Annotated in this window: 25 protein-coding genes; 13 read left to right on the top strand and 12 right to left on the bottom strand. The window is 61.3% G+C overall.

What is annotated here, in order from left to right; all coding sequences use genetic code 11:
- Positions 1–155: 155 nt before the first annotated feature.
- The 4 genes from B2G88_RS09075 (at position 156) to B2G88_RS09090 (ending at position 3479) form a co-directional block, all read left to right on the top strand.
- Positions 156–527, top strand: coding sequence for a DUF7344 domain-containing protein (locus tag B2G88_RS09075; RefSeq protein ID WP_087714587.1), 372 nt, complete (start codon positions 156–158; stop codon positions 525–527).
- Positions 528–629: 102 nt separating this feature from the next.
- Positions 630–1070, top strand: a complete 441-nt coding sequence (locus tag B2G88_RS09080) for a DUF5791 family protein (RefSeq protein ID WP_054864168.1) — start codon at positions 630–632, stop codon at positions 1068–1070.
- Between the two features lie 244 nt (positions 1071–1314).
- Positions 1315–2205: an SDR family oxidoreductase gene (locus B2G88_RS09085; RefSeq protein WP_087714588.1), complete on the top strand. Its 891-nt coding sequence runs from the start codon at positions 1315–1317 to the stop codon at positions 2203–2205.
- Positions 2206–2285: 80 nt separating this feature from the next.
- A complete protein-coding gene (locus B2G88_RS09090) occupies positions 2286–3479 on the top strand; it encodes a DHH family phosphoesterase (protein ID WP_087714589.1) in 1194 nt (397 codons plus the stop codon).
- 148 nt (positions 3480–3627) lie between these two features.
- Here B2G88_RS09090 and B2G88_RS19535 read toward each other — a convergent pair whose 3' ends face one another.
- Complete coding sequence (locus tag B2G88_RS19535) at positions 3628–3798, bottom strand: HVO_0758 family zinc finger protein (protein ID WP_176393205.1); 171 nt, start codon at positions 3796–3798, stop codon at positions 3628–3630.
- A gap of 135 nt (positions 3799–3933) precedes the next feature.
- Here B2G88_RS19535 and B2G88_RS09095 point away from each other — a divergent pair, with 135 nt between their 5' ends.
- From B2G88_RS09095 to B2G88_RS09115, 5 genes are all read left to right on the top strand, one after another.
- A complete protein-coding gene (locus tag B2G88_RS09095; RefSeq protein WP_087714590.1) occupies positions 3934–5142 on the top strand; it encodes a glycosyltransferase family protein in 1209 nt (402 codons plus the stop codon).
- Positions 5143–5236: 94 nt separating this feature from the next.
- On the top strand, positions 5237–5710 hold the full coding sequence (locus tag B2G88_RS09100; protein WP_054864216.1) for a DUF7109 family protein: 474 nt from the start codon (positions 5237–5239) through the stop codon (positions 5708–5710).
- A 7-nt stretch (positions 5711–5717) separates the two neighbouring features.
- Positions 5718–6314: an NUDIX hydrolase gene (locus tag B2G88_RS09105; RefSeq protein ID WP_054864217.1), complete on the top strand. Its 597-nt coding sequence runs from the start codon at positions 5718–5720 to the stop codon at positions 6312–6314.
- 138 nt (positions 6315–6452) lie between these two features.
- Positions 6453–7232 carry a DUF7388 family protein gene (locus B2G88_RS09110; RefSeq protein WP_087714591.1) on the top strand — a complete coding sequence of 260 codons (780 nt, stop codon included), beginning with the start codon at positions 6453–6455 and terminating at the stop codon, positions 7230–7232.
- Positions 7233–7360: 128 nt separating this feature from the next.
- Positions 7361–8596, top strand: a complete 1236-nt coding sequence (locus tag B2G88_RS09115) for an NAD(P)/FAD-dependent oxidoreductase (protein ID WP_087714592.1) — start codon at positions 7361–7363, stop codon at positions 8594–8596.
- A gap of 4 nt (positions 8597–8600) precedes the next feature.
- On the opposite strand, the gene B2G88_RS09120 is transcribed toward B2G88_RS09115, so the two are convergent.
- The 3 genes from B2G88_RS09120 to B2G88_RS19540 all read right to left on the bottom strand — a co-directional run bounded on the left by B2G88_RS09120 (position 8601) and on the right by B2G88_RS19540 (position 10608).
- A complete protein-coding gene (locus tag B2G88_RS09120) occupies positions 8601–8945 on the bottom strand; it encodes a hypothetical protein (RefSeq protein ID WP_054862359.1) in 345 nt (114 codons plus the stop codon).
- An 834-nt stretch (positions 8946–9779) separates the two neighbouring features.
- The gene (locus B2G88_RS09130; RefSeq protein ID WP_054862358.1) at positions 9780–10274 is read right to left on the bottom strand and encodes an Hsp20/alpha crystallin family protein; all 495 of its coding nucleotides are present in this window, start codon (positions 10272–10274) and stop codon (positions 9780–9782) included.
- A gap of 175 nt (positions 10275–10449) precedes the next feature.
- On the bottom strand, positions 10450–10608 hold the full coding sequence (locus B2G88_RS19540; RefSeq protein ID WP_176393206.1) for a DUF7559 family protein: 159 nt from the start codon (positions 10606–10608) through the stop codon (positions 10450–10452).
- Positions 10609–10743: 135 nt separating this feature from the next.
- Here B2G88_RS19540 and B2G88_RS09135 point away from each other — a divergent pair, with 135 nt between their 5' ends.
- Positions 10744–12474: a radical SAM protein gene (locus tag B2G88_RS09135; protein WP_087714594.1), complete on the top strand. Its 1731-nt coding sequence runs from the start codon at positions 10744–10746 to the stop codon at positions 12472–12474.
- 126 nt (positions 12475–12600) lie between these two features.
- A complete protein-coding gene (locus tag B2G88_RS09140; protein ID WP_087714595.1) occupies positions 12601–13008 on the top strand; it encodes a TRAM domain-containing protein in 408 nt (135 codons plus the stop codon).
- 263 nt (positions 13009–13271) lie between these two features.
- Here the strand turns inward: B2G88_RS09140 and B2G88_RS09145 are convergent, their stop codons facing one another.
- The 5 genes from B2G88_RS09145 to B2G88_RS09165 all read right to left on the bottom strand — a co-directional run bounded on the left by B2G88_RS09145 (position 13272) and on the right by B2G88_RS09165 (position 16984).
- Positions 13272–14051, bottom strand: coding sequence for a heptaprenylglyceryl phosphate synthase (locus tag B2G88_RS09145; RefSeq protein WP_087714942.1), 780 nt, complete (start codon positions 14049–14051; stop codon positions 13272–13274).
- Positions 14052–14173: 122 nt separating this feature from the next.
- Positions 14174–14923 (bottom strand): YkgJ family cysteine cluster protein, encoded by a 750-nt coding sequence (locus B2G88_RS09150; protein WP_087714943.1) that lies wholly within the window; start codon positions 14921–14923, stop codon positions 14174–14176.
- A 51-nt stretch (positions 14924–14974) separates the two neighbouring features.
- Positions 14975–15763: a class I SAM-dependent methyltransferase gene (locus B2G88_RS09155; protein ID WP_054862357.1), complete on the bottom strand. Its 789-nt coding sequence runs from the start codon at positions 15761–15763 to the stop codon at positions 14975–14977.
- A gap of 69 nt (positions 15764–15832) precedes the next feature.
- Complete coding sequence (locus tag B2G88_RS09160; RefSeq protein ID WP_087714596.1) at positions 15833–16621, bottom strand: MBL fold metallo-hydrolase; 789 nt, start codon at positions 16619–16621, stop codon at positions 15833–15835.
- Between the two features lie 81 nt (positions 16622–16702).
- A complete protein-coding gene (locus B2G88_RS09165; protein ID WP_054862364.1) occupies positions 16703–16984 on the bottom strand; it encodes a MarR family transcriptional regulator in 282 nt (93 codons plus the stop codon).
- Positions 16985–17278: 294 nt separating this feature from the next.
- Here B2G88_RS09165 and B2G88_RS09170 point away from each other — a divergent pair, with 294 nt between their 5' ends.
- Complete coding sequence (locus B2G88_RS09170; RefSeq protein WP_087714597.1) at positions 17279–17986, top strand: class I SAM-dependent methyltransferase; 708 nt, start codon at positions 17279–17281, stop codon at positions 17984–17986.
- An 89-nt stretch (positions 17987–18075) separates the two neighbouring features.
- Positions 18076–19020 carry a glycosyltransferase family 2 protein gene (locus tag B2G88_RS09175; protein ID WP_087714598.1) on the top strand — a complete coding sequence of 315 codons (945 nt, stop codon included), beginning with the start codon at positions 18076–18078 and terminating at the stop codon, positions 19018–19020.
- Here B2G88_RS09175 and B2G88_RS09180 read toward each other — a convergent pair.
- The 3 genes from B2G88_RS09180 to lonB are packed head-to-tail and all read right to left on the bottom strand — an operon-like array spanning position 19017 to position 22560.
- Positions 19017–19397, bottom strand: coding sequence for a hypothetical protein (locus B2G88_RS09180; RefSeq protein ID WP_054862356.1), 381 nt, complete (start codon positions 19395–19397; stop codon positions 19017–19019). The genes B2G88_RS09175 and B2G88_RS09180 overlap by 4 nt on opposite strands.
- Entirely contained in the window at positions 19398–20315 is a 918-nt protein-coding gene (locus B2G88_RS09185) for a CPBP family intramembrane glutamic endopeptidase (protein WP_087714599.1), read from the bottom strand.
- Positions 20316–20319: 4 nt separating this feature from the next.
- Entirely contained in the window at positions 20320–22560 is a 2241-nt protein-coding gene (gene lonB / locus B2G88_RS09190; RefSeq protein ID WP_087714600.1) for an ATP-dependent protease LonB, read from the bottom strand.
- Positions 22561–22666 lie beyond the last annotated feature (106 nt).

Raw genomic sequence — 22666 nt, forward strand, 5'->3', positions numbered from 1 at the left:
TCGACGGCTCGAGGCGACTCAGGATATATTCCAAAATGCACAAACTCGTACAAAAGGGGCAGAGAGCTATCAACACTCGTGACTTCCAAATTATGTTGGGAGAAGATTTCTATCCACTTTCGTGATGGAACGAATATAGCATGACGTCGGCTCAGATGCATCCAGAGACCATTGACCGGACGTATAAACTCCTCTCCAACGCTTGCCGTCGACAGTTGCTGTACCTGCTTTTGGAATCGGAACAGTGGACCGTCGACACGCTCGCCCGTCGCCTGACTGCCTGGGAGCAAGAGACGCCAGCCCCAGCAGTCACCGAATCCGAGACGAAACAGGTGAAAGCAACGCTGGTCCACACTCATCTCCCACGACTTGCAGACCACGGCGCAATCGAGTACGACGCCGACCGCGAGGCGGTCGCACCAGGCTCTCGTTTCGATGAGGTTTGCTCGTTCGTCGACCGTGCTCGAGCAGTCGAACTGGGAGGCAGTACCTCGACACAGGCGTCCTCCGGCGAACTGACTAGTTGAGTTGCACCCGCTGACCTCGAGTGACACCGCTGGCTGACGCTGCCGAGCGCTCGAATCGCCGGATGGCAATCCACTTGTGGCCGAGCGCTGTCACTCTTCGATATGTTCCACGAACAGCGACTAACCGTGCCGGAAACGCCTGCGGAGCTACGCGCGGAGTATCAGGATGATTTCGAGCGCGCGCTCGAGGACGCCGGTGCCAGCGACACCGATGCCAGCGACGCTGCGGCGGCCACCGATCTCGAGCGCGAGCGTCTCGACGCCGTGCTCGCGGGCGATGAACCCGAACTCTCACTCGAGGAGGCAGCCCAGATTCAGGCCCTGGCAGACGGTGCGCCTGATGCCGAGACACTCGTGACGATTGCCTGCGAACATCTCCTGTTGGGAATGACGACGGCAGTCCTCGATGTCGACGCCCTCGAGAGTGAACTCGCCATCGAGATGGATGCAAAGGAGATTCAACAGAAGATCGAACAGCGCGCGCCGATGTCGTTCGACGAGTACGTCCACATCCAGCACGCAATCGTGGCTAACACGCCGTAGCTGTCCCAGCCGGTTCCGTTCGTCTCCACTCTTCGCTGTCGCCGACGCATACGGTTTACTGTAAGTCATTTCCGGTGCAACCGCGACCCGGCCGGCGGTTGCAACGGTGGACTCGCTGTACTCCTCCACCGAGACTCGTCTCACACGGTTCGACTCACCGCCGGTACATCGTTACAGCAATCCGTATCACTCGCAGTACTGCCTCGAGCGGTGACGCTATTTGTCCGCCGCCGTGACTCGAGGCATGGACATTGCAATTCTTGGCTGTGGGCACGTCGGCTGTGAGTTGGGTCGTCAACTTGCTGCACGCGGACACCGACCGATTGGGGTTCGACGCTCGGCGGACGGTCTCGAGCGGATCGAGGACGCCGGATTTGAGGCTGTACAAGCCGATATAACCGACCGCGCCGACCTCGAGGCAGTCCCCGACGCTGACGCGCTCGTCTTCGCTGCAAGCAGCGGTGGACGGGACGCCGAGGCCGCCCGCGAGATCTACGTTGACGGATTGAAAACGGCAATCGACGCGTTTGGCGAGCGCGAGACGACTCCCGAGCGTCTCATCTATACGTCTTCGACCGGCGTCTACGGCGACCACGACGGCGACTGGGTCGACGAGGAAACGCCACTCGAGCCGACAACGGCGAAAACCGAGGTCCTCGCTGAAGCCGAACGCGTGGCCCTCGAGCGCCCAGCTGAATACGATTTCGAAGGCACGGTTGCCCGTTTTTCAGGACTCTACGGACCCGAACGATACCGCCTCGAGCGCTATCTCGAGGGGCCAGTCACGGAGGGCTATCTGAACATGGTGCACCGCGACGACGCCGCTGGCTCCGTCCGGTACCTGCTCACAGAGAATCTCGCCCGCGGCGAGGTCGTTCAGGTCGTCGATGACGAACCGGTCTCGAAGTGGGCGTTTGCAGACTGGCTCGCAAGCGAGTGTGACCTGCCAGAGCCGCCAAAGCAGACCAAATCTGAGCGACTCGAGGCGGGTGAACTCTCCGAGGCGGCGCGTCGACGGATTCTGACGAGCAAGCGCTGTTCGAACGAGTACCTCCGGGATCTCGGCTACGAGTTTGCCTACCCGACGTATCGCGAGGGGTATCGCGACGCACTCGAGGAATACTGCGACGGGTAAGCAATCGCAATCGGAACGAGACCGCTCCAGTTCGGGTAAAACGGGGGAACCTTCTTGGGTATTCACTTTGAGTGTCTGGTATGAGCGACGGGGACGTGACGAGGAGCAGTGCGTTCACCGGGGGCGAAGCGGGGGCGTGGACGGGTCCTGTCACAGCGGTCGACGATCTCACCGAGACGCTGCAGTCACTCGACCCGCTGGTGTTATCGCTGCTGGTGCTTGGCGCTGTTGGCCTCGTATTGGGGCTCTGGTGGTTCGTTCGCTGGTTTCGCAGACCAGCCGGTGTACACTTTCGACGCGTCCTCGCAGACTACGACGAGGTGACGGTGTTGATGCATCCGAGTCCGGATCCGGATGCAATGTCGTGTGCGATGGCCGTCGACGCAATCGCCGCCGACGTCGGTACCGAGACGACGCTCCAGTACGCTGGCGAGATCCGCCATCAGGAAAATCGCGCGTTTCGAACCGTCCTCGACCTCGAGATGGAACAGATCGAGTCGAGTTCGGAACTCGCGGCCGAGGCGACCGTCCTGGTCGACCACAACACCCCACGCGGCTTTACGGGTGCCCAGACTGTCGAACCGATTGCTGTCATCGACCACCACCCAGGAAACGGGACGGGAACGGAGTTTACCGACGTGCGCACGGAGTACGGCGCAGCGGCAACGATTTTCGTCGAGTACCTGAGTGATATCGGTTCGATGGCCGACGACAACGCCATCTCTCCAGAACTCGCAACCGGCCTGCTCTACGGCGTACAGTCGGATACGAATCAGCTCACGAACGGCTGCTCGAGGGCGGAATTCGACGCGTGTGCAGCCCTCTATGAGTGGATCGACGAGGACCTCCTTGATCGGATCGCCAACCCGCAGGTCAGTGACGACGTGCTCCAGATCAAAGCAACAGCGATCACGGAAAAGCGCGTCGAAGGTCCCTTTGCGATCTGTGATGTCGGTCCCGTCTCAAACACGGACGCGATTCCCCAGGCGGCGGACGAACTCATGCATCTGGAGGGCGTGACGGCAGTCGTCGTCTACGGCTCGAACGACGGCACGCTACACCTCTCTGGGCGCTCTCGAGATGATAGAGTCCATATGGGTGAGACGCTTCGCCACGCTGTCAGTGACATTCCGATGGCAAATGCCGGTGGCCACGCCCGAATGGGTGGCGGACAGGTCTCTATCGAACACATGCGCGGGATCGGTCCCTCCGATGGGATCGACAAAGCCGAGTTCGAAGACCGGCTCTTTTCGTCGCTGTCTGGCGAGCGCTGATCGGGTTCCTCGGCGGGACGTTCGCGTACGGGTTGGACGATATCAGGTACAGCGACGCAAAATGATGCAGTGCTCGAGACTGCAGTATAGTTCGATTCGCCCTGCCCCGTGGGCGGCCGGTCTCGGTCTCAGCCTCGAGTTGCGTGTGTTATCGGATCTCTTTCCACTCGGCGTCACAGTCCGGACAGATCCGGACCGTTTTGATCGAGTCAGGGTCGTTTTCGGTCTTCAGTGGTTGGTCGCAGTCACCACAGACAAGTCGGTCGTAGGTGTCCTTATCGAGTTCGCCTTCGCGGAGTGCCTTCCGGACAGATCTCATGTTCACCCTGTAGGAAGGTAGGGGAGAAAAAGACCGGGGGCTTTCACCAGTGCCGTCTGGCAGGCGTTTGACGAATGGTGTACACTGCTCGCCGGAGTCGTGGCCGTTTTACCGGTTCAGCCGAACACACCACCGATGGAGTACGTACAGGAGCGAATCGCGACGCTCCACGATTTCGGCGGGCTGGGGACGGAATCGGGGGCCACTGACCTGGATACGGCCAATACCGCCGACGCCAGCGGCGGTGCGGCTCATTCGAGTCCCATCGCCGACACCGCCGTTATTGTTCCGATGACCGCGCGCGAACACCGCAACCCCGCCGCTGCGCGCGTCCTCTCAGAACTCGAGTCGCTCGAGCCTGCGCCGGCAGCCGTGTACGTCCCCGTTCGCGCCGATCCTGACGAAATCGAGCCGTTTCGCGAGTGGCTCACGTCGTTTTCGCTCCCGATTCGCGTCCTCTGGTGTAACGCGCCCACAGTGGACGCGCTGTTTGCACGCGCCGGTCTCGACGGGGACTTCGGGAAGGGCCGCGACGTCTGGCTTGCACTCGGGCCAGCGGCGGCGGCCGGTGAGTACGTCGTCGTTCACGATGCGGATGCGCGAAGTTACACCGTCGACCACGTTCATCGCCTCCTCGCGCCGCTTGCGATGGACGCCGGCTTCGAGTTCGCGAAGGGGTACTACGCCCGAATCGAAGACGACCGCCTCTACGGGCGACTCTTTCGACTGTTCTATGCACCCCTGCTTCGGGCGATTGCGAGCGAGCACGACGCGCAAATCCTCGAGTATCTGCAGTCGTTCCGATACGCGCTGGCCGGCGAGTTCGCGATGACCGCGGATCTCGCCACACAATTGCAAACGCCTCGAACCTGGGGACTCGAGGTCGGGACACTCGGTGATGCCTTCGAGCACGCCGGCTTTGCGGGCACTGCACAGGTCGACCTCGGCCGACACGTCCACGATCACCGCGCGGTCGCCGGTGAGACCGGCCTCGAGGGAATGAGCCGCGAGGTCGGCGCAACTCTGTTTCGCGTACTCGAGGCTGGCGGTCTCGAGCCAGACTACGAGACACTGCCAGAGCGCTATCGAGCCGCGGGTTCTGAGCTAATTGACCAGTACCAAGCCGACGCGGCGTTCAACGGCCTTGAGTACGACCCCGCAGGCGAACACGACCAACTCGAGCGCTATGCAGGCGCGATTTCTCCGCCCGGGGCGGACCGGCGACTGCCGCGCTGGGCGGACGCCTCGCTCGAGCCAGCAGCAGTCGTCGAGGCGGCCCAGCCCTGGACTGATGGGGCTGAGCCGACAGACGTGCCCCGCGTCGACTCGCGCGTCCGGAAGTGACCGCGAGTGCTGGCGGCCGCTGGAACTGCAGCGCCCGCCGGTCACGACGGCACGAAGCTAAAGACTAATCCGGGAACCCCCCGTGTACCCGCGTATGGATGCAACGGCCGACGAACTGGCGGGCGTCGTCGACCTCTTTGGCGGCCTGACGCGCGCCGAACTCGAGCGCGCACTGTCCGAAGCTGCCTACCGCGCCGACGGCCAGTCAGTCGATGGGGACGCACTCGAGGTTGCTCTCGAGGAGGCACGCAGTTCGTTTGCCCTACTCGAGTACGACCGAGCGGACGGCGACCCCCTGCTGGTTGCCGGACCAACGGCGTTTCCGACCGTCCCCGCTCACGCCGAGGACGTGCCACACATCCTCGATGTCGAGCGCCGGCGTCTCGACCGCGACGCCCTCGGTGAGCAGGCACGCGTGGAGTTTCAGGATGCTGTCGACGACGCCGTCGCTGCGAGCGAGGACACGACCCGTCTCCACGACCTCCTCGACATCAGCTACGATATCGAAGCCTGGGCTCCGGTCGACCTTGCTGACGAACGCGACCGACTGGAAGCCGCCATCGAGTGAGGCCACTATGTCTCCCGCCCACCACACACTCACGCTCGAGCCGATTGCCGCCCACGAACCCCGAGAGATTGACGACCAGCCCGAGAATGCGGCCGTCCTCGCACCGATTATCGAGCGCGAAGATGGCGATTACCTGCTGTTTACCCGCCGAGCCGACCACCTCGGGAAACATCCCGGACAGATGAGCTTTCCCGGCGGCGGGGCCGAACCAATCGACGACTCGATTCTCGAGACTGCACTTCGAGAGTCGAACGAAGAAATCGGTCTCGGGCCGGACGAAGCCGAGATAGTCGGCCAACTCGACGATATTCGGACGGTGACTGAGTACGCCGTCACGCCGTTCGTTGCTCGCGTTCCCGACCGGGCGTACGAGCGCGACGGCGACGAAGTCGCAGAAATCGTTTTACTCCCGCTGTCAGGACTGCTCGACCCGGCCAACTACGAGTACGAACGCCGTGAGCACCCCCACTACGGTGATATCGTCATCCACTACTTCCACGTCGACGGCTACACCGTCTGGGGCGCAACCGGCCGGATTCTGGTCCAACTGCTCGAGTTGGCGACCAAGTTCGAAGCCCCAGAACGGATTGATCGAACGCAATAAGGAGTGGGAACGGCAGCCTTTTGCGCGTCCCACTCACAGCAGAGCTATGTCGCACGGACGTGAGGGCGCGTTTCGCGCCCGCCGTTATCGACCTGTCGCCGACGCCACTTTCGCTCGCATCGCGCGAGGTGACTCACAATGTTAACGACGAGTACCGTCGCACGGACCGGACTGGACGCAATCGCACTCAAACCAGCCGAATGTCCCGTCTCGCGGGCGCTCGACATCCCCGCTGAGACGATCACCATCGACTACGAAGGCCGCGAGCATCTCCCTGACACGGACACGCTCGAGGCGCTTGTCGCCGACGCCGAGGTTCGACTGACGACGCCCGTCCGCGCGGACGGCTTCGACCCGCTCGGCGATAACTCGAGACTCGAGGCGCTGCCCGACGAGGTCAACCGCGTGCTTGTCGCTGGCCACCCAGCCTACCTAACCGACGAGGAGCGCCGTCGTGCCGTTGCACCGCGGCTCAGCGCTGCCCTCGAGGCCGAGCCAGGCGCGTGGGTCGGCACCGAAAGCGTCGAACGGATTGCGATGGCAACAGGGGCAACGCAGTTCGATCTGCTCACTGGTCGGACCCACAGTGAACTGCGCGCGTTGCGAACGGCCGGATTTGCCGGCGATATCGTGATGTACGCGCCGACAGTGCTTACGGCGGATGAGGATGCACGTCTCGACGCGGTGGGTGCGTACGTTTCCCGGCGTCGCCCTGTCGCCGAGGCGTTGCCCGCAGACGCGCCGACGGATTCGCGGGCAACCGGTCGCGTCCGCGAGGTGCTTCTGGATGCAGTCAGCGACTACGCACTCGTCGGGTCCGCCGAGGAGATTCGCCACCAGACGGATGCACTTCGTGAGGCGGGCGCGACGACTATCGTCGGCCATCCGGCGCGGTCGCTCGAGCCGTTCGTGGAGTAACCTGCGCTGTTTTTTCGACCCTGATCAGGCGAGCGTATAAGGGACTCCGGCAGCCAGACAGACACAATGAAACGAGTCCGACGCAGGCACACTGTCCGCCAGAAGCACGCACTGGCAGGTGAGGGACGATGAGTGACGACCAACGCGGATCGGTTGGCGGCGACGTCACCGCCGATGCAGACCCCGACCTCGCCGTCGGCGCAGACGCCTTCGTCGACCGCGGCACTGATCTCGAGGTCGCCGTCGTCGGCGCGGGTGCCGTCGGCGCAACGGCGGCCTATGACCTCGCGCGCGAGGGGGCCGACGTGACGCTGTACGACCGCGGACAGGTCGCAAGTGGCTCGAGCGGGCGTGCAGCCGGCATCTGTTACGATGCCTTTGCTGACCCGCTGGACGCCGAGATTGCAGGCGATGCAATCGAACGCTTTCGCGCACTCTCGGGCGACGAGACGTTCCCGTTCGTCGAGTGCCCCTACATCTGGCTGGTTCGCGAAGGCGACGACGAGCGCGCAGATGCCATTCGCGAGCAGGTGAGTCGAATGCAAGACCACGGCGTCGTCGCCCTCGAGATGGACGCCGATTCCCTGGCGGATCGCTTCGACGCGCTGCGAGCGGACGACGTTGCCGTCGCTGGTATCGCTGGCGCAGCGGGCTATACCGAGCCTGCAAGCTACACCGCCTGTCTCGTCGCCGCTGCGACCGGCGCAGGCGCGACACTCGAGGCCGAGACGCCGGTCGAGGTTCAAACCGATCCGACACGCGTCGTCCTCGAGGACGGAAGCGAGCACCCAGTCGACGCCGTCCTCGTCGCTGCCGGCGCACACAGCAAACGGCTCCTCGCGGATGCGGGGCTCCCGATTGCAATGAAGCCCTACCGCGTCCAGGCACTCGTCGCGAGCGTCGCAGGCGAACTCACGGAACCTATCTGTTACGACGCGACGGACGAGTTCTACGTTCGCCCACACCCCGACGGTCTCCTCGCAGGCGACGGCACCGAAGAAGTCGAGGCCGACCCGGATGAGTACGACCGCGACGCGAACGACGAGTTCGCCGCGGACCTCCTCGAGCGTGTATCTCACCGGTATCCGGAGACGGAGTTCTCCCTCGAGCGCGCCTGGGCAGGCCTCTGTACGGCGACCCCTGACCGCGACCCCCTCGTGGGACATCTCGAGGATGGCGTCTACGTCGCGACCGGCTTCCAGGGACACGGGTTCATGCGCGCGCCAGCGATTGGCGAGCGAATCGCTGGAGAGATTCTCGGCGGCGATGGCATCGATGCCTTCGATCCGACGCGTTTCGACGGCGACGAAGCGTTTTCGATCAGTGAAGGGATGACGGTTGATTGGGACGAGGAGTCCTCATAGCGGCCTACCGGATTTCTTCGTGGACTGACGTCCCAGAACCGGGTTTTGACTCCCACTCCCACTCGTCTTCGACGCTGAGCCGGCCATCCTCGAGCACCTCGATATCGCCGATGGAGTGGCCGGTCGCCGTTTCACCGGCCGTATTGAGTTGTACGTAGCGGATATCCCACTGGGTGCCATCGACGGTGCCGACCAGATGGCCGTCGACAACGTCACCACCGCTGTAGCTCGCGTATATCCGGTCGCCGTCCTGTTCGAAGTGAAATACCGTCTCTGCGCCCACCTCACCATCGCCCTCGTTCGAAACGGCTGTCAGTGTGCGGCCATCGAACGAGAAATCGTCGGTCATACGGACCACTTCGACAGTACCAGTAAGAGCTTTTGTGGTCGATTGGCTCTGTCGGAATCTTCAATGGCTGATAGAATTCGGGTGCTGAATACAGAGCATGAGTGTAGCACGACGACTCTGTTTGTACCACTCCGAAATCGGTAAACCACCGCCCACTACAGGTGCGAATCAATCAATAGGATGCCAAAAGTTGATACCCTTCAGTTGATTGTCTGCTCTTACTGGATATGGATTTGACACAGTTATTGAAACCCCTGGCGAGGGATACTGGCGTGATAGGTGGCGGAACCGTCGGTCTTGCGTACGGTCTCACCCATTCGGGGGTAGTAATCTTAGGACTGGCTGGCCTTGGCATCTTCTGTATGGCTCTGGGTGGTGGCACTACTGGACATGGTGGTACTTCTGGAGTAGCTCCTATGGGTAGGATCGGGCACGATGAGGGTAGTGAGGTGAGAAAGATGACCGAGCATATGGAATTCTGGCCAGGAGTATCCTCCGACATTCCAGTTCGGGCGCGTCTCCTCTTCTATGGGTTTGGACTCCTTTTCTGGAGTATCACAGTTCTTGGACTGTTTTCGTCGCGCCTACATTGACCCCGCGCTCGCCTTTCTCTATTCACCGTTCAATCACGCTCTCTACTGAACGATCACTATCTTCGCAAATCGAACTACATCCTGTGCGACATTCGCGCTCTCTATTCAGCACGACTCCTAAAACGTATCACCGACTAAGGATTTCAACAGCGCCGTTCAATTCGACCTGCGTAGCCGTTACGCGCTCGAGTTGTACCGAATAGGACTCGAGACGGATCGCTCGAGAAAAGCCGAGGGGCTATCAGTCGTTGACAGTGACCTCACCGGGTTCGATACTGTCGGCGTGTTCGGTGTGGTCGTGGTCGGCAACCGCGTGCTCGTCTTCACCGTCACCGTCGGCGTCAGTCTCCTCGGCGAGGCTCTCATCTTTCGGAATTTCGATCCGAAGCGTCCCGTGCTCGGTGAGTCGTGCCGTACCCGCGTCGGGATTGACAACTGCATCGCCGGGGAGAGCAACGTCGCCATCGAGTTCCAGTCCGCGGCCCGGGAACCGCACATCGTATCGATCACGGAACTCGCGATAGCGCTCGAGACGGATCTTGACGCTGCCGCTGAGATAACGCACCTCGATATCCTCAGGTTCGGTTCCCGGCGCATCGAAGACAACGAGATATGCGGACTCGCTCTCGAGGACATCGACCGGGAGCGACCGATTGGACTGCAGGTAGCTGTTTGTCCGTCCAACCTGTCGATAGACGTTGTTACTGATTGATCGACCGAACTCTCTGAGCGTCACCTGTATTCACCTCTCACAGCGTGTCGAGTGCACGCCGTGGACTCGATTGAAACGCGACTGGGGACAAACCGATTTGCGGGGGACATCTCCGGATCAAGACGTACGTGAACCACGTTCTTATTGATTTTGTCGGTGAATAAATAAACGTCTGACGGTGTCTCGAACTGAGAACCGATTAGAGTTCCACCGATTCCAGACAGTCCGTCCCACCGCAGACTGGACAAGACAGCGATGAGACGTCGAACTCGTCGGGCACATCGTAGGTGTAGTGGTTCTCGAATAAATCGAGGAAACAATCATCGTCGGTACAGACGACCTCTTCCGTCGGTGGCATACCCTCATATAGTGCCAGCCTCCCTATCAACGTCCGGGTTGCGGCACGATATCACTGCACTCGAGTGTCGTCGTCGAGGACCGTCCGTCGACCCGTGTAGTCACCGTTTTACCACTCGAGGCGCTATCGCAGTCTATGACCGACCCCGAGACGCTGTCCGTGACGATTGTCGACGGCTACGTCGACGAACCCGCACACTTCGGGGTGCCGCCGTACATTTCGACGTATCCCCGCTACACAGCGGGCGCGCTCGTCGACGCGGGGGTCCCCCGCGAGCAGATCACCTACCATACCATCGATGGCCTGCGCGAGGAGACCAGCCGCTGGCGCGACGTCGATGACGCCGATCTCATGATCTATCTGGGCGGGATGACCGTCCCCGGAAAGTACGTCGGCGGCACACCGGCCGAACCCGACGAAGTCCGAAAACTCGCCTGGACCGCAAGCGGAACGAGCCTGATGGGCGGCCCCGTCAAGTTCGGCGTCGGCGACGAAAACGCCGGCGCCACCGAAACCGAACGCCAGGATCTGGACTTCGATTTCGTCGCTAAAGGTGACGTCGAGGCTGCCGTCTACGACCTCGTCGACAGCGGTCTCGAGGGCTTTAATAACCGGATGCGAGACATCGACGACGTCTCGCGCTGGGCTCAGGACGGCGCGTTCATCGTCGAGCAACATCCCAACCATCCGGATCATCTTATCGCCGAACTCGAGACTTCTCGCGGCTGTGCCTATCGCTGTTCGTTCTGTACGGAGCCACTCTATGGCAATCCCGAGTTCCGGCCGCCGCCGACGGTTGTCGGCGAGGTCGATGCACTGTCGAACCACGGCGTCCGCAACTTCCGAATCGGCCGTCAGGCAGACATCCTCGCCTACGGCGGCGACGGTGAAGCGCCGAATCCCGACGCCTTGCGCCAACTCTACAGCGGCATCCGCGAAGTCGCGCCCGACCTCGAGACGCTGCATCTGGACAATATGAACCCCATCACCATCGTCAACTGGCCCGAAAAGTCTCGGGAGGGGATCCGGATCATCGCCGAACACAACACGCCCGGCGACACGGCCGCGTTCGGCCTCGAGTCGGCTGATCCGCTGGTACAGGAGGAAAACAACCTGAACGTCAGCGCCGAGGAGTGTTTCGAAGCCGTTCGAATCGTCAACGAAGAGGGAGGGTGGCGTCCCGGCGGCGACAGAGAGACGGCACCGAATTTCGGCGACGACGCGCCGAACCGCCTGCCGAAACTGCTGCCTGGCATCAATCTCTTACACGGGCTCAAAGCCGAACGCGAGGAGACGTACGAGCACAATCGCGAATTCCTAGAGCGCGTCTACGATGAGGGCTACATGCTCCGGCGGATCAACATCCGGCAGGTGATGGCCTTCGCTGGTACCGATATGTCCGATACCGGCGCTGAAATCGCAAACGAACACAAGCAACTGTTCAAACGCTACAAACAGGAAATCCGTGAGGAGATCGACCAGCCGATGCTCGAGCGTGTCGCCCCGCCGGGAACCGTCCTTCCCGATGTCCACCTCGAGTACCATCAGGATGGAAAGACGTTCGGTCGCCAACTCGGCACGTACCCGCTGCTTGTCGGGATTCCCGGCGAACGCGACCTCGGCCAGATAATCGACGTCGCCGTCGTCGACCACGGTTATCGGTCGGTGACTGGTGTTCCACACCCGCTCGATCTTAACGCCGCGTCGATGGACGAACTCACCGCGATTCCGGGGATCGGCGACCGAACGGCAGGCGATCTCGTCGTTAATCGTCCCTACGACTCCATCAGTGACGCCCAGACTGCAGCGAACGCCGAACTCGATCTCTCGCGGTTTGCGACGATCTCGGTTCCCACCGTGGAGTAACGTGCTGGGACGATCCTCCCAGCTCGGCACAACCGACGCTCGAGCGGGTTCGACACCGATAATTACGACTGTTGGTCGGTAGATCTATTATGCATGGGCCGTAGAGTCGATAATGAGGGTCTACCTGTGGAAATATCTGAAAAGCTCCTGTGTCTGTTCAGTAGCGAGGTATCAGCAGAGGAGGATCGATATGTCATCGAGGTACCGCGTCAAGAAGTTGAAACCGGCGATATCGACCCGGAGGATGTCTATCGCGTTGCACTCATCTCGCGCGATGAGGATCTCGAGTCCGATGGGGAAACGGTCGCACAACCCCAGAGTGCGCCATCCGAACCACAGCCACCAGTCGATGTGAGCGAAACCCGCTATGTCGAGATCGAAGACATCGGCAAGCAAGGCGACGGGATCGCACGCGTCGAACGGGGCTACGTTATCATCGTCCCAGGGGCCGACGTCGGCGACCGCGTCAAAATCGAAGTCACCGAAGTCAAATCGAATTTCGCAGTCGGCGAAATCATCGAAGAGACGTTCTAAAGACGAACTTTTTTACCGGAGGCCTCGCGACCGGCCGCGGGCCGGTCGCTCAACCTCCGGCAAAAAGCTTCCTCAGAAATCGAAGATTTCTGATGGGCGCAGCAAGAGCGTCGCTCTTGCGGCCGTCGATGAAAAAAGACCGAGCGCGCTACCGGCGCGCTCGGGGTTCTCGTAAGCGCACCACGCGAACGAGAGCCAGCGAGGCACGACGTGTCTCGCGTGAAACGACGCGCACAGCGCGTCGTACTCTTCCTTACCGAGTCTTATCTATCGGGAATTGTCTCGCGGAACTGCTCCGGATCGTCGTGGAAACAGTCGCCGACGACGATTGCGTCCGCGCCAGCCTCGAGGATTGCCTCGGCTTTTGCGGCGCTGTCGATGCCGCCGCCGTAGAACAGCGTCGTCTCCTCGAGATAGTCCGCGGCTGCCTCGACGTCTTCGGGACCGCCGTAGGTACCAGAGTATTCGATGTAAAAGACCGGAAAGCCGTAGAACGATTCGGTTGCCAGGGCAGCGCCGGCAACTTCCTCGGGTGTGTAGGTCGTTTCGACGCCTGCGCGGTCGGCCGCCGCAGACTCGAGGTGCTGGACGACGTAGCCCTCGCCGAACAGCGAGTCGGTGAGTTCAGCGACTTTTTCGATGCCTTTCGATTCGACGAGGCCGCCGACGAGCGGGACGCTCGAGGCCAGCGTCTCTGCAGGCTTGCGTCCGACTGTGGTAAAGAGATCGATGTGCTTGCCGACGAAGTGGTCCCAGTCGCCGTTGTAGACCGCCGGGACGGAGAGACCGTCGACGGCTTCCATTGTGTCCGTCGAAACGTGATCCGAACGGTAGGGTTCCTGCCAGACAGGGATGTCGAGGGCTGAATCCTGAATCGCTTCGATTGCCTCGAGCGTGTTCTGGGCGGTTACGCCGTCAGAGCCGCCAATCATCACCAGATCGGTTCCCTCGAGCACCGAGAGGTCCGCGGGGAGCGATTTCTCGGGGTCGACTTTCGTCACGTGCGTAATCGAATCCCAATCCCACTCCCAATCGGATGTCATATCGACACCTTCGAATCGGGTCTTCAATTTCTTGTCGATATTGATCATACTCATCGCCTGCTACTCGAGTCCAAGCAGCGGCCTCGACCCGCAGCAAAACCTGTTTCTGAGGACAGTCGCCGTTAGTCGCCCTCGAGAGGCGTTCCGTCGAGTCGTTTCGCGCCTTCGGAGTCGTGGACGACGACCTCGCCAGCGTTGGGGGTGACAGGTTCGTAGCTGTCTCGAACGCCGATTGCCTCCTCGAGTTCGCGGATGGCTCGTTCTTTCAGTGTCGCTGCGAGGGCTTCGGCGTCCGCACGGGAGATGTCGCGCCCGAGGCCCTCACATTCGTGGGCGTGAACGCTTCCCGCCTCGTCGTCACCCTCGTGACCGGGAAGCGAAACGCTGTCGACGGCCTCGCCCATCGGCTGACTCGTCCCGTCGAGACCGACGCTAAAGGGATAGGTTCGACAGATCAGCGGCCGGTCGTCGTGGGCCGTACAGGCACCAGTTCCGTCGATTTCGGTATAGAACGCGCAGTCGCCACAGCCGTCAGTCTGGAGCGCCCACTCGAAGGTCTCGCCCTCGAGGCCGTCTGCACCCTCTGTGAGGCCGTAGGGCATCGGACGGGCAACGTCGCGCCACTCGCGGTCCTCGGGAGGTGGGACCAGGTTGGTTTTGCCGGAGCGCACGGCAGCGTCGACGCCGCGCTCGGCCGTCTCGAGATCGCGAATTTCGTCCGGAAACACCGTCGCGGTGTGGGCCTCGTCGCCGTGGCTGGTACAACAGTCTCCACAGCGGGTACACTCGAAGCCAATCGACTCGATTGCATCTGCGAGATCCGCAATCGAGAGATCACGAGCAGCAGTCAGTTCCGCCTCGAGTGATTGCACGGCTAGTCCGTACGTCTCGAGGGTCACAAGAGCGTTGCTCTCGCCGGCGGGTTACCGAACGGCGTGTAGACAGACCGCTCTCGAGGGACGATGCTCGAGTTCGTCCGCGAGATCAGGATACGCCTCGCGAAACGCCGCGGTCGGTTCGGGTTCGATGAGGTCGGACAGCGAAAAACCGGCCGAGAGCAGTGGCTCGAGGAGCGCAGACAACGGTCGCCGGAAGTACGTCCCTGGATTGTCGCTGTCGGGGCCGCCCCAGTGAATCTCGAAGCGTTCGGTCTCGTGGTACTGAGGGGCGCCCTCGCGAGCGGGGACGACATGCGGCTCGAGATCCATCTCGAGTGCCTCGGTCGTGTTGGGATACTCGCGGTCGCGCACGATCAGGAAGTCATGAAACGGATGGTGTGTCGATACCACGAGCGAGCCGCCCGGCCGGAGGACGCGGGCGAACTCCGACAGCGGCGTCTCGAGCGATGGGAGATGCGACATGACGTGCTGGCAGAGCACGACGTCCATCGCGTTGTCGTCAATCGACGAGAGTGACTCGGTGAGGTCGGCGCGACGAAAGTTGGCCTCGTCGCCGTAGCGTTCGCGGGCGACCCGGACCATCTCCGCGCTCGCGTCGACACCGAGCACGTCGCCACCGCGTTCGGCGAGTGTGGCTGCGTAGTGACCGTCGCCACAGCCAGCATCGAGGACGCGCTTTCCGTTCACATCAGGAAGGAGAGAGTCTATCGCGGGAAAGAGAATATCCTCTTTCGTCGGCCCACGGGTGATCTCCGTCCAACTCGCCGCGAGTTCGTCGTAGTGGCGTTCGATTGCGCGCAGGTCGTCGTCCATACGAACCTGTTATCGACAGTACAAAAGAGTGATCTGACAGTCACAAATACTGGCACTGACGCGAACTGGTCAGGACGTAACTGGCCGTGCGCACTCGCCGTGCCACTCGAGTCGCCCCTCGACGGCGAGTTTCTCGAGATGCGCGACCACAGTTGCCCGTGCGAGGTCACGGACGCCAGTTAGATCCTTCTCGTAGGCTGACTCAAGGAGTTCCTCGAGCGTCGACGCACCGTTTTCGACAGCCATGTTGATTCTGGTTTCGCGGTGTTTGCGATGGGCAAGCAATCGCTCGAGGACAGCCCGTGGGTCGTCGATGACGGGGCCGTGACCGGGGTAGAGCGCGGGCGGGGCGAGTGCCCAGAGTCGTCGAAGCGTGGTCATATACGCGCGCATATCTCCCTCCGGCGCGCCGATGACGACGCTGCCCTCGCGGACAGCACAGTCGCCACAGCAGATCGGGCCGCCCCGGCCTGCCTCGAGTGCGATATGATCGGGGGCGTGGCCGGGTGCATCGAGGATCCGGATGCGCTCACCGTCGACCTCGAGTGTTGTCCCCGGCAGGAATGTTCGGTCGGGAGACACGCCTGTTGCAGCCTGAAAGCGGTCGACGCGGCCGCATCTCGCCCAGACGGTTGCTCCCGTTCGGTTGGCATATTCAGCCACGCCACCGACGTGATCCGGATGCATATGCGTGACCAGAATGTGGGCGACCGACCGGTCGGCAAGCAGTCGCTCAAGCGCGGCTGACTCGTCTGCGGGGTCAACGAGCACCACCGGATCGGTGCCGAGAATGTAGGCGTTCGTCTCGCCGTCGGGCGCACGCGTTGTGGTCTCGACGGGACAGCGCCGGATATCCATGTACAGAGATCGGACATCGCCGTCAAAATGAGTGGCGATGCCAGCGACTGTGAGGCTCAGTTGAAAACTCGAGGTCGTCGGTCAGTGTTTCAGGTAGTAGACCTGCTTGCGCGCATCGCGGAAACTGTAGCGCGACCCGATGAGGTCGACGTCCTCGAGGCGGTTGAGTGCGTATCGAACGGTACGGTCGGGAAGCAGTGACTCCTCGGCAAGTTGCCCCTGCGAAAGCGGGGAATCGGTCTCGAGGACTTTGGCGACGAGTTTCGCGCTAGGTGGCAGATCACGGAGACGGTCGCGGTATTCGTCTTCAGACAGCGTTTCTTCGCCGGTCAGGCTGTGATCCTCGGTGGTACTCATGCTCATACTCATCTCAGCGGAGAGCGCACTGGTAAAGCTTCCCTATATGTGGATACGAAGAATGTAGTTTGTATAAAGAGTATATATGGCATATAATCACTGTTTTAATATTTTACGTACGTCGTTAGGGGCTGGTAGAGGCGATATACTGTTCAGTCAGTCAGTCTGCGGGGAATCAACGGCACCCGTTACAGTTCCACACAACAGTGTCAGTCTCGAGTCCGTCGGTGACGACAGACTGGTCCCGCTGGATAGACTCCAGTATCGTTTTATCCTCCGGCGTCAGTAGTTGCGCCCAGTGTGAAAGGACAGGAGTGGTACCAGGCCGACGACGTTGCTGAGGAGTACGACGACAAACGCTTCTCAAAGGGCGGTCAGCTGATCGACCGCCGGGAGAAAGAAGCGGTCCTCGAGGCAATCATGCCCGTCGAGGACCGGAACATCCTCGAGATCGCCTGTGGTACCGGGCGATTCACGGTGATGCTCGCCGATCAAGGCGCAGACGTCGTTGGACTCGATATCTCAGCAGCGATGCTACAGCAAGGACGGACGAAAGCACAGCACGCCGACCTCGAGGGCACCCTCGAGTTCTTGCGGGGCGACGCTGGGCGATTGCCGTTTCCGGATGATCACTTCGATACCGTCATCGCGATGCGATTCTTCCATCTTGCGGACGATCCGGAGGCGTTCTTGCAAGAGATGCACCGTGTTTCGAACGACCAGATCGTCTTCGATACGTTCAATCGCTTTAGCGCCCGGAGCGTCTACAACTGGGCACTGCCGATGGGGTCGCGCCTCTACTCGAAAAGCGAGGTCAGTGAGTTGCTCGCCAAGACGAACCTGACGCTCGTCGATGTCGAGGACGATTTCCTCGCGCCATACGGGCTTTACCGGGCGATTCCAAACGCCCTGGCCTCGCCGATTCGAACGCTCGATACGACGATTGGCGGCCATTCGATCCCCGACCACTTCGCCTCGGTCTCGTACTGGAACACACGCATCCGCTAACTCGAGTCTCGAGGGTGGGCGTGAGTCGAGTGTCGGCCAGTGAAGCGGAACCCACGTACTTTTACTATCGAGGAGTGCTACCGAGATGTATGGAGCTCTCGGTAGTCATCTCGACGCTCAACGACCGAGAGCAACTGCTGTCGTGTCTTGATGCAGTCAGCAATCGAACCCCCGATTCGACCGAACTTATCGTCGTCAACGGCCCATCTTCGGATGGGACGACCGGCATGGTTCGCCAACGGTCTGATATCGACGTGCTCGTCGAAATTTCCGAACGGAACCCCAACGTCTCCCGAAACGCCGGCCTCGAGGCTGCGACGGGTGACGTCGTTGCGTTCCTAAACGGCGAGTACGCAGTCGAACGCGGCTGGTACAGCGCTATCAAGCGCACACTCGAGGGCACAGATGATGGCGCCGACCAACCCACAGCCGATGTCGTCTCCGGCCCCGTCACTGGTGAGAATCGCTTCGATAGGGTCGATCCCCGAACGCCACAGACGGTCGCCAGACGCGAGATTGCGCTGTTCGATGGCGACAACGTCGCGTTCGACCGGACCGTCCTCGACGCACTAGATGGCTTCGACGAGTACCTCGAGACTGGCGGTGCTCGGGACTGTGCACACCGCGTCGCCGGATTAGGATTCGACGTCGACTGGTCGATGGAGATGGCCGTCCGGCGAGAAATCGGCACTGACGGGGGCACAGCCGACCCCAAGTGGGGGGAAACGTATCGCGGGCTGACCTATCGACTCGCAAAAAACTACGGACCGCGCCCGACAGTACTCGCCAGAACAGTCGGCAGTGGTCTGCGGGATGGTGTCTCGAACGTGTGCGGTATTTTCTCCGGGGAGTCGACCCCGACTGGCTGGTTTTCGAACGGGCTCGAGGTTGTCACCAACGCTGCGGGCGGCTTCGTCGACGGATTGCGCGCCCGCTACAGTGATCGGTCACAACAGCGCAATCCGAACGGCGTCTCAGCGCGCCACGACCGCGCGGTGCAGTTGTACGATCAGCGTGAGTCGGCCGACGACTAATCGACGAACATGGCGTAGATGTAGAGTCCAACGCCGATAAAGACGGCATACGACGAGATGTCGTTGAGGACGCCGAGTGCGGTAAGCAAATACCCAAACTGCAAGACCCCACCAGCGATGAGACAGCCAGCCGCGATGACGAGTGGTGAGGTACTCTCGCGTGCCGGAGCCTGCTGGTAGAGGACAAAACCGACACCAATCGCGATCAAGCCGAACATAATCTCCGCTGCAAGCAGTGCAAGCGGTTGATTCGCGACGGCAGCGTAGCCGATCAGCATGAAGTAGACAAGCAGGGCAGCAAACACCCCACGATTGACTCGTGCCGGAAGTTCGTTGACGCCGCTCATATCGTACTCAGAGAGGCGAACGCCGCTCACTTAGCTGTGACTGTCTCTTTTGTGGGCATTCGTTTCCCCCTCGAGTCCGCTCGCCCAGTCGCGGTCGAACCCTTCGTGGACGATGAACTCGAGGGCGTTGATGAGGTAGTGTGCGACGACGACGACGAGGAAACTTCCGCTGACGATGAAAAGTACGGCGAGTGCAAAGCCCAGTGTGCCGGTGACGATGATGCCGACCGAGCCCTGGATGCCGTGGCCGAGTGCGAACGCGAGCGACGAGAGGAGTGCGAGGAGCCAGGGGTCAACCCCATAGTGTGTTGAGATGACGCCGATCAGTGCCGCACGAAAGAGCAGTTCCTCGAAGACGGCGATAATGGGAAGCACACCGACCAACAGGATGATCCACCCGCGAGCCGATTCCGGGGCAAGCAGTTCGCGCAACTGCTCGTCGTGTGTAAACCCAACCCGGGTCGCGACGGCCGCGCCAATCTCGTTTGCGACGTAGAGGACGAGCCCAGCCAGCGCGCCAACGAGCAACCCCATCACGAGGTAGGATCGCGAAAACTCGATTCCGAGCGCACTTGCTGGAATCGCGGTGTAGACCGCAGCCCCGATCAGGACGAACGCGAACAGCCCCTGTGAGAGTGCGACATTCGCGAGCACCATCCCACTCGAGAGGTCAGATGGATCAATGTCGTCGCCTCGAGCGTCGTTGTGACTGGATGTCTCGTTTTCAGGAAGCGAGTCCTCGAGCGGCGCTGATTCGCTTACTGCCGTCGAGTCTTCGGTCGGCCCTTCAGTCGACGCATCTGCTGGCGCGGGACCAGTCTGGGCCTCGTGATGCTGGTCGGAAGCAGCCCCGGCGCTATCGAACGATGACTGCGTGAGATGTGATAAAACGAGCAGCAACACGAGGACGACGCCCGTAATGCCGACGAACGTCGCCCACTGGGTCATACAGTTACTGTGGGCTTGGGTTCGACCCGCTTGCGGAGCCGACAGTACTCTGGCTCTGGTCGAACGCCGACTCCGTGATCGCTTTGAGTCGGTCGACCAGCGAGTCTTTCTTCGGTTCGCCCATCAGGGCGACGTCGAGCACTTCGCTGATGTTCGCACACGGAATGATCTCGACCATCTCCTCGTACTCATCTTCGATCATCACGTCCTGTTCGTTGGCCTTCGGAATGATGACCTTCGAACAGCCGGCTTTTGCAGCGGCTTCGATCTTGTGGGTGACCCCACCGACAGGCAGGACATCTCCGCGCACGGAGAGCGAGCCAGTCATCGCGACCGACTGATCGACCGGAATGTCCTCGAGTGCGCTAATGACGGCTGTTGCCACCGTAATGGAGGCGGAGTCGCCGTCGACGCCCTGCTGGCCGGCCTGGACGAACTGGATGTGGATGTCTTTCTCCGAGAGATCGACGTCGGAGAACTTCTTGATGATCGCCGAGACGTTCTGGACGGATTCCTCGGCCATCTCCTGAAGCTTCCCGGTAGCGATTACCTGTCCGCCACCCTGTGCGGGCGCGATTTCGGCCATAACAGGCAGCATGATACCGGAGTCTTCGCCCATGACTGCGAGGCCGTTGACGCGGCCCTCGACGCCGTCGTTGGTGACCTGCAATTCGTAGTCCTTGCGGCGTTCGATGTAGTCATCAGCGAGCTGTTGCTCGATGGAGCGCGAGCGCTGTTTGGCCTGCAGGACGTCATCGCGCGTGGTGAGGTCGCGGTCCTCTGCACGGGCGATGTCACCTGCGACGCGGACCAGTCCACCGAGGCTCCGGAAGTGCAGCGTCAGGTGGTTCTTCCGACCCGAGCGACGCTTGGCCTCGAGGATGAGTTCCTCGACGGCCTCGCGCTCGAAGTGGGGGAGTCGGCCGTCGCGTTCGACCTCCTGGGCGACGAAGCGTGCGTACTTTCGGCGCATTTCGGGGGTGGACTCGATGGTGTCCTCCATGTAGACCTCGTACCCGTACCCTTTGACACGGTTCCGGAGTGCGGGGTGCATGTTTTCCATCGCATCGAGGTTCCCGGCAGCGATCATGACGAAGTCACAGGGGACGGGTTCGGTCTGGACCATCGCGCCCGAGGAGCGCTCGGACTGGCCGGTGATCGAGAACTCGCCTTCCTGAATCGCCGTCATGAGCTTCTGCTGGGTGCGCACGTCGAGCGTGTTGATCTCGTCGACGAACAGCACACCTTTGTTAGATTTGTGGATCGAACCCGGTTCGACGCGGTCGTGAGACGGCGTCTCCATGCCACCGGACTGGAACGGGTCGTGGCGAACGTCACCGAGCAGTGCACCGGCGTGGGCACCGGTTGCGTCCTCGAATGGGGCCTGGCGCTGATCGCCGTTGTCGACGATCATGTTCGGCACCATCGCATCCGTTCCACGTGAGGTGTAGCGGAAGATCAACCAGATAATACCTGCAGCAAGGATGCCAAGCAGGATGTTGACCGTCAAGAGCGCGTAGCCGATGACGATGGCGATGATGATCCACATCAGGATCGAACGCATCTGGTTTCGCTTGCGGGCTTCTTCCTTGTGGGCGTCGATGATCTGTTCGCCCTTCCCCGCCGGCACCGTCCGAACCTTCGGTGCGTTGCCGTCGTCGGGGTTGTGATAGACCAGAACGTCCTGCAGATCCTCCTGTGGAAGGAGTTGGCTCATCGCTTTCGCCAGCATCGACTTCCCGGTCCCGGGAGAGCCGATCATCATCACGTGCCGGCGCTGTTTTGCCGCCTTGATGATGATGTCTCGAGCCTCGTCCTGTCCGATGACCTGATCGACGAGTCGGTCGGGAACCTCGATATCTTCGGTCGAGTCGACCATCAGTCCGCCAAGGAGGTCGTCCTCGGCGTTCTCCTCGTCGATTTCGACGCCTGGATCGACATCGACAGTGCTGCCGAGATCGTTGACTGTCTCGATCTCGTCCTCGTCGTCCTCGACTGTCTCAGACGGGTCGATACCCGACTCTGGGTCAGGGTCTGCGTCTGGATCTGACTCCTGATTCTGATCCTGAACTACCCCACCGACCGATTCGTCGGTGGTATCGCGCCGCTCACCCTCCTCCTCGAGTGGTGACCGGGATCCCTGACGCTCTGGATCTGCATCCTCGTGGTGCTCCCGCTGGGTGTCATCGGAAGCAGATCCCGGAGCGTCTTCGGGAGGGTCGTCAACGTTCGTATCGTTGCTCATAGAACTCTGTTCAGTACGTGATTCGAAGGGATTGCGACTGATATACTTTCTCCATGCGGAGGATGGTGTCAGTGGTAGAAACAGCCTGATACAGCGTCCGAAACGC

Source organism: Natronolimnobius baerhuensis, from assembly GCF_002177135.1.
GTDB classification, from domain to species: domain Archaea; phylum Halobacteriota; class Halobacteria; order Halobacteriales; family Natrialbaceae; genus Natronolimnobius; species Natronolimnobius baerhuensis.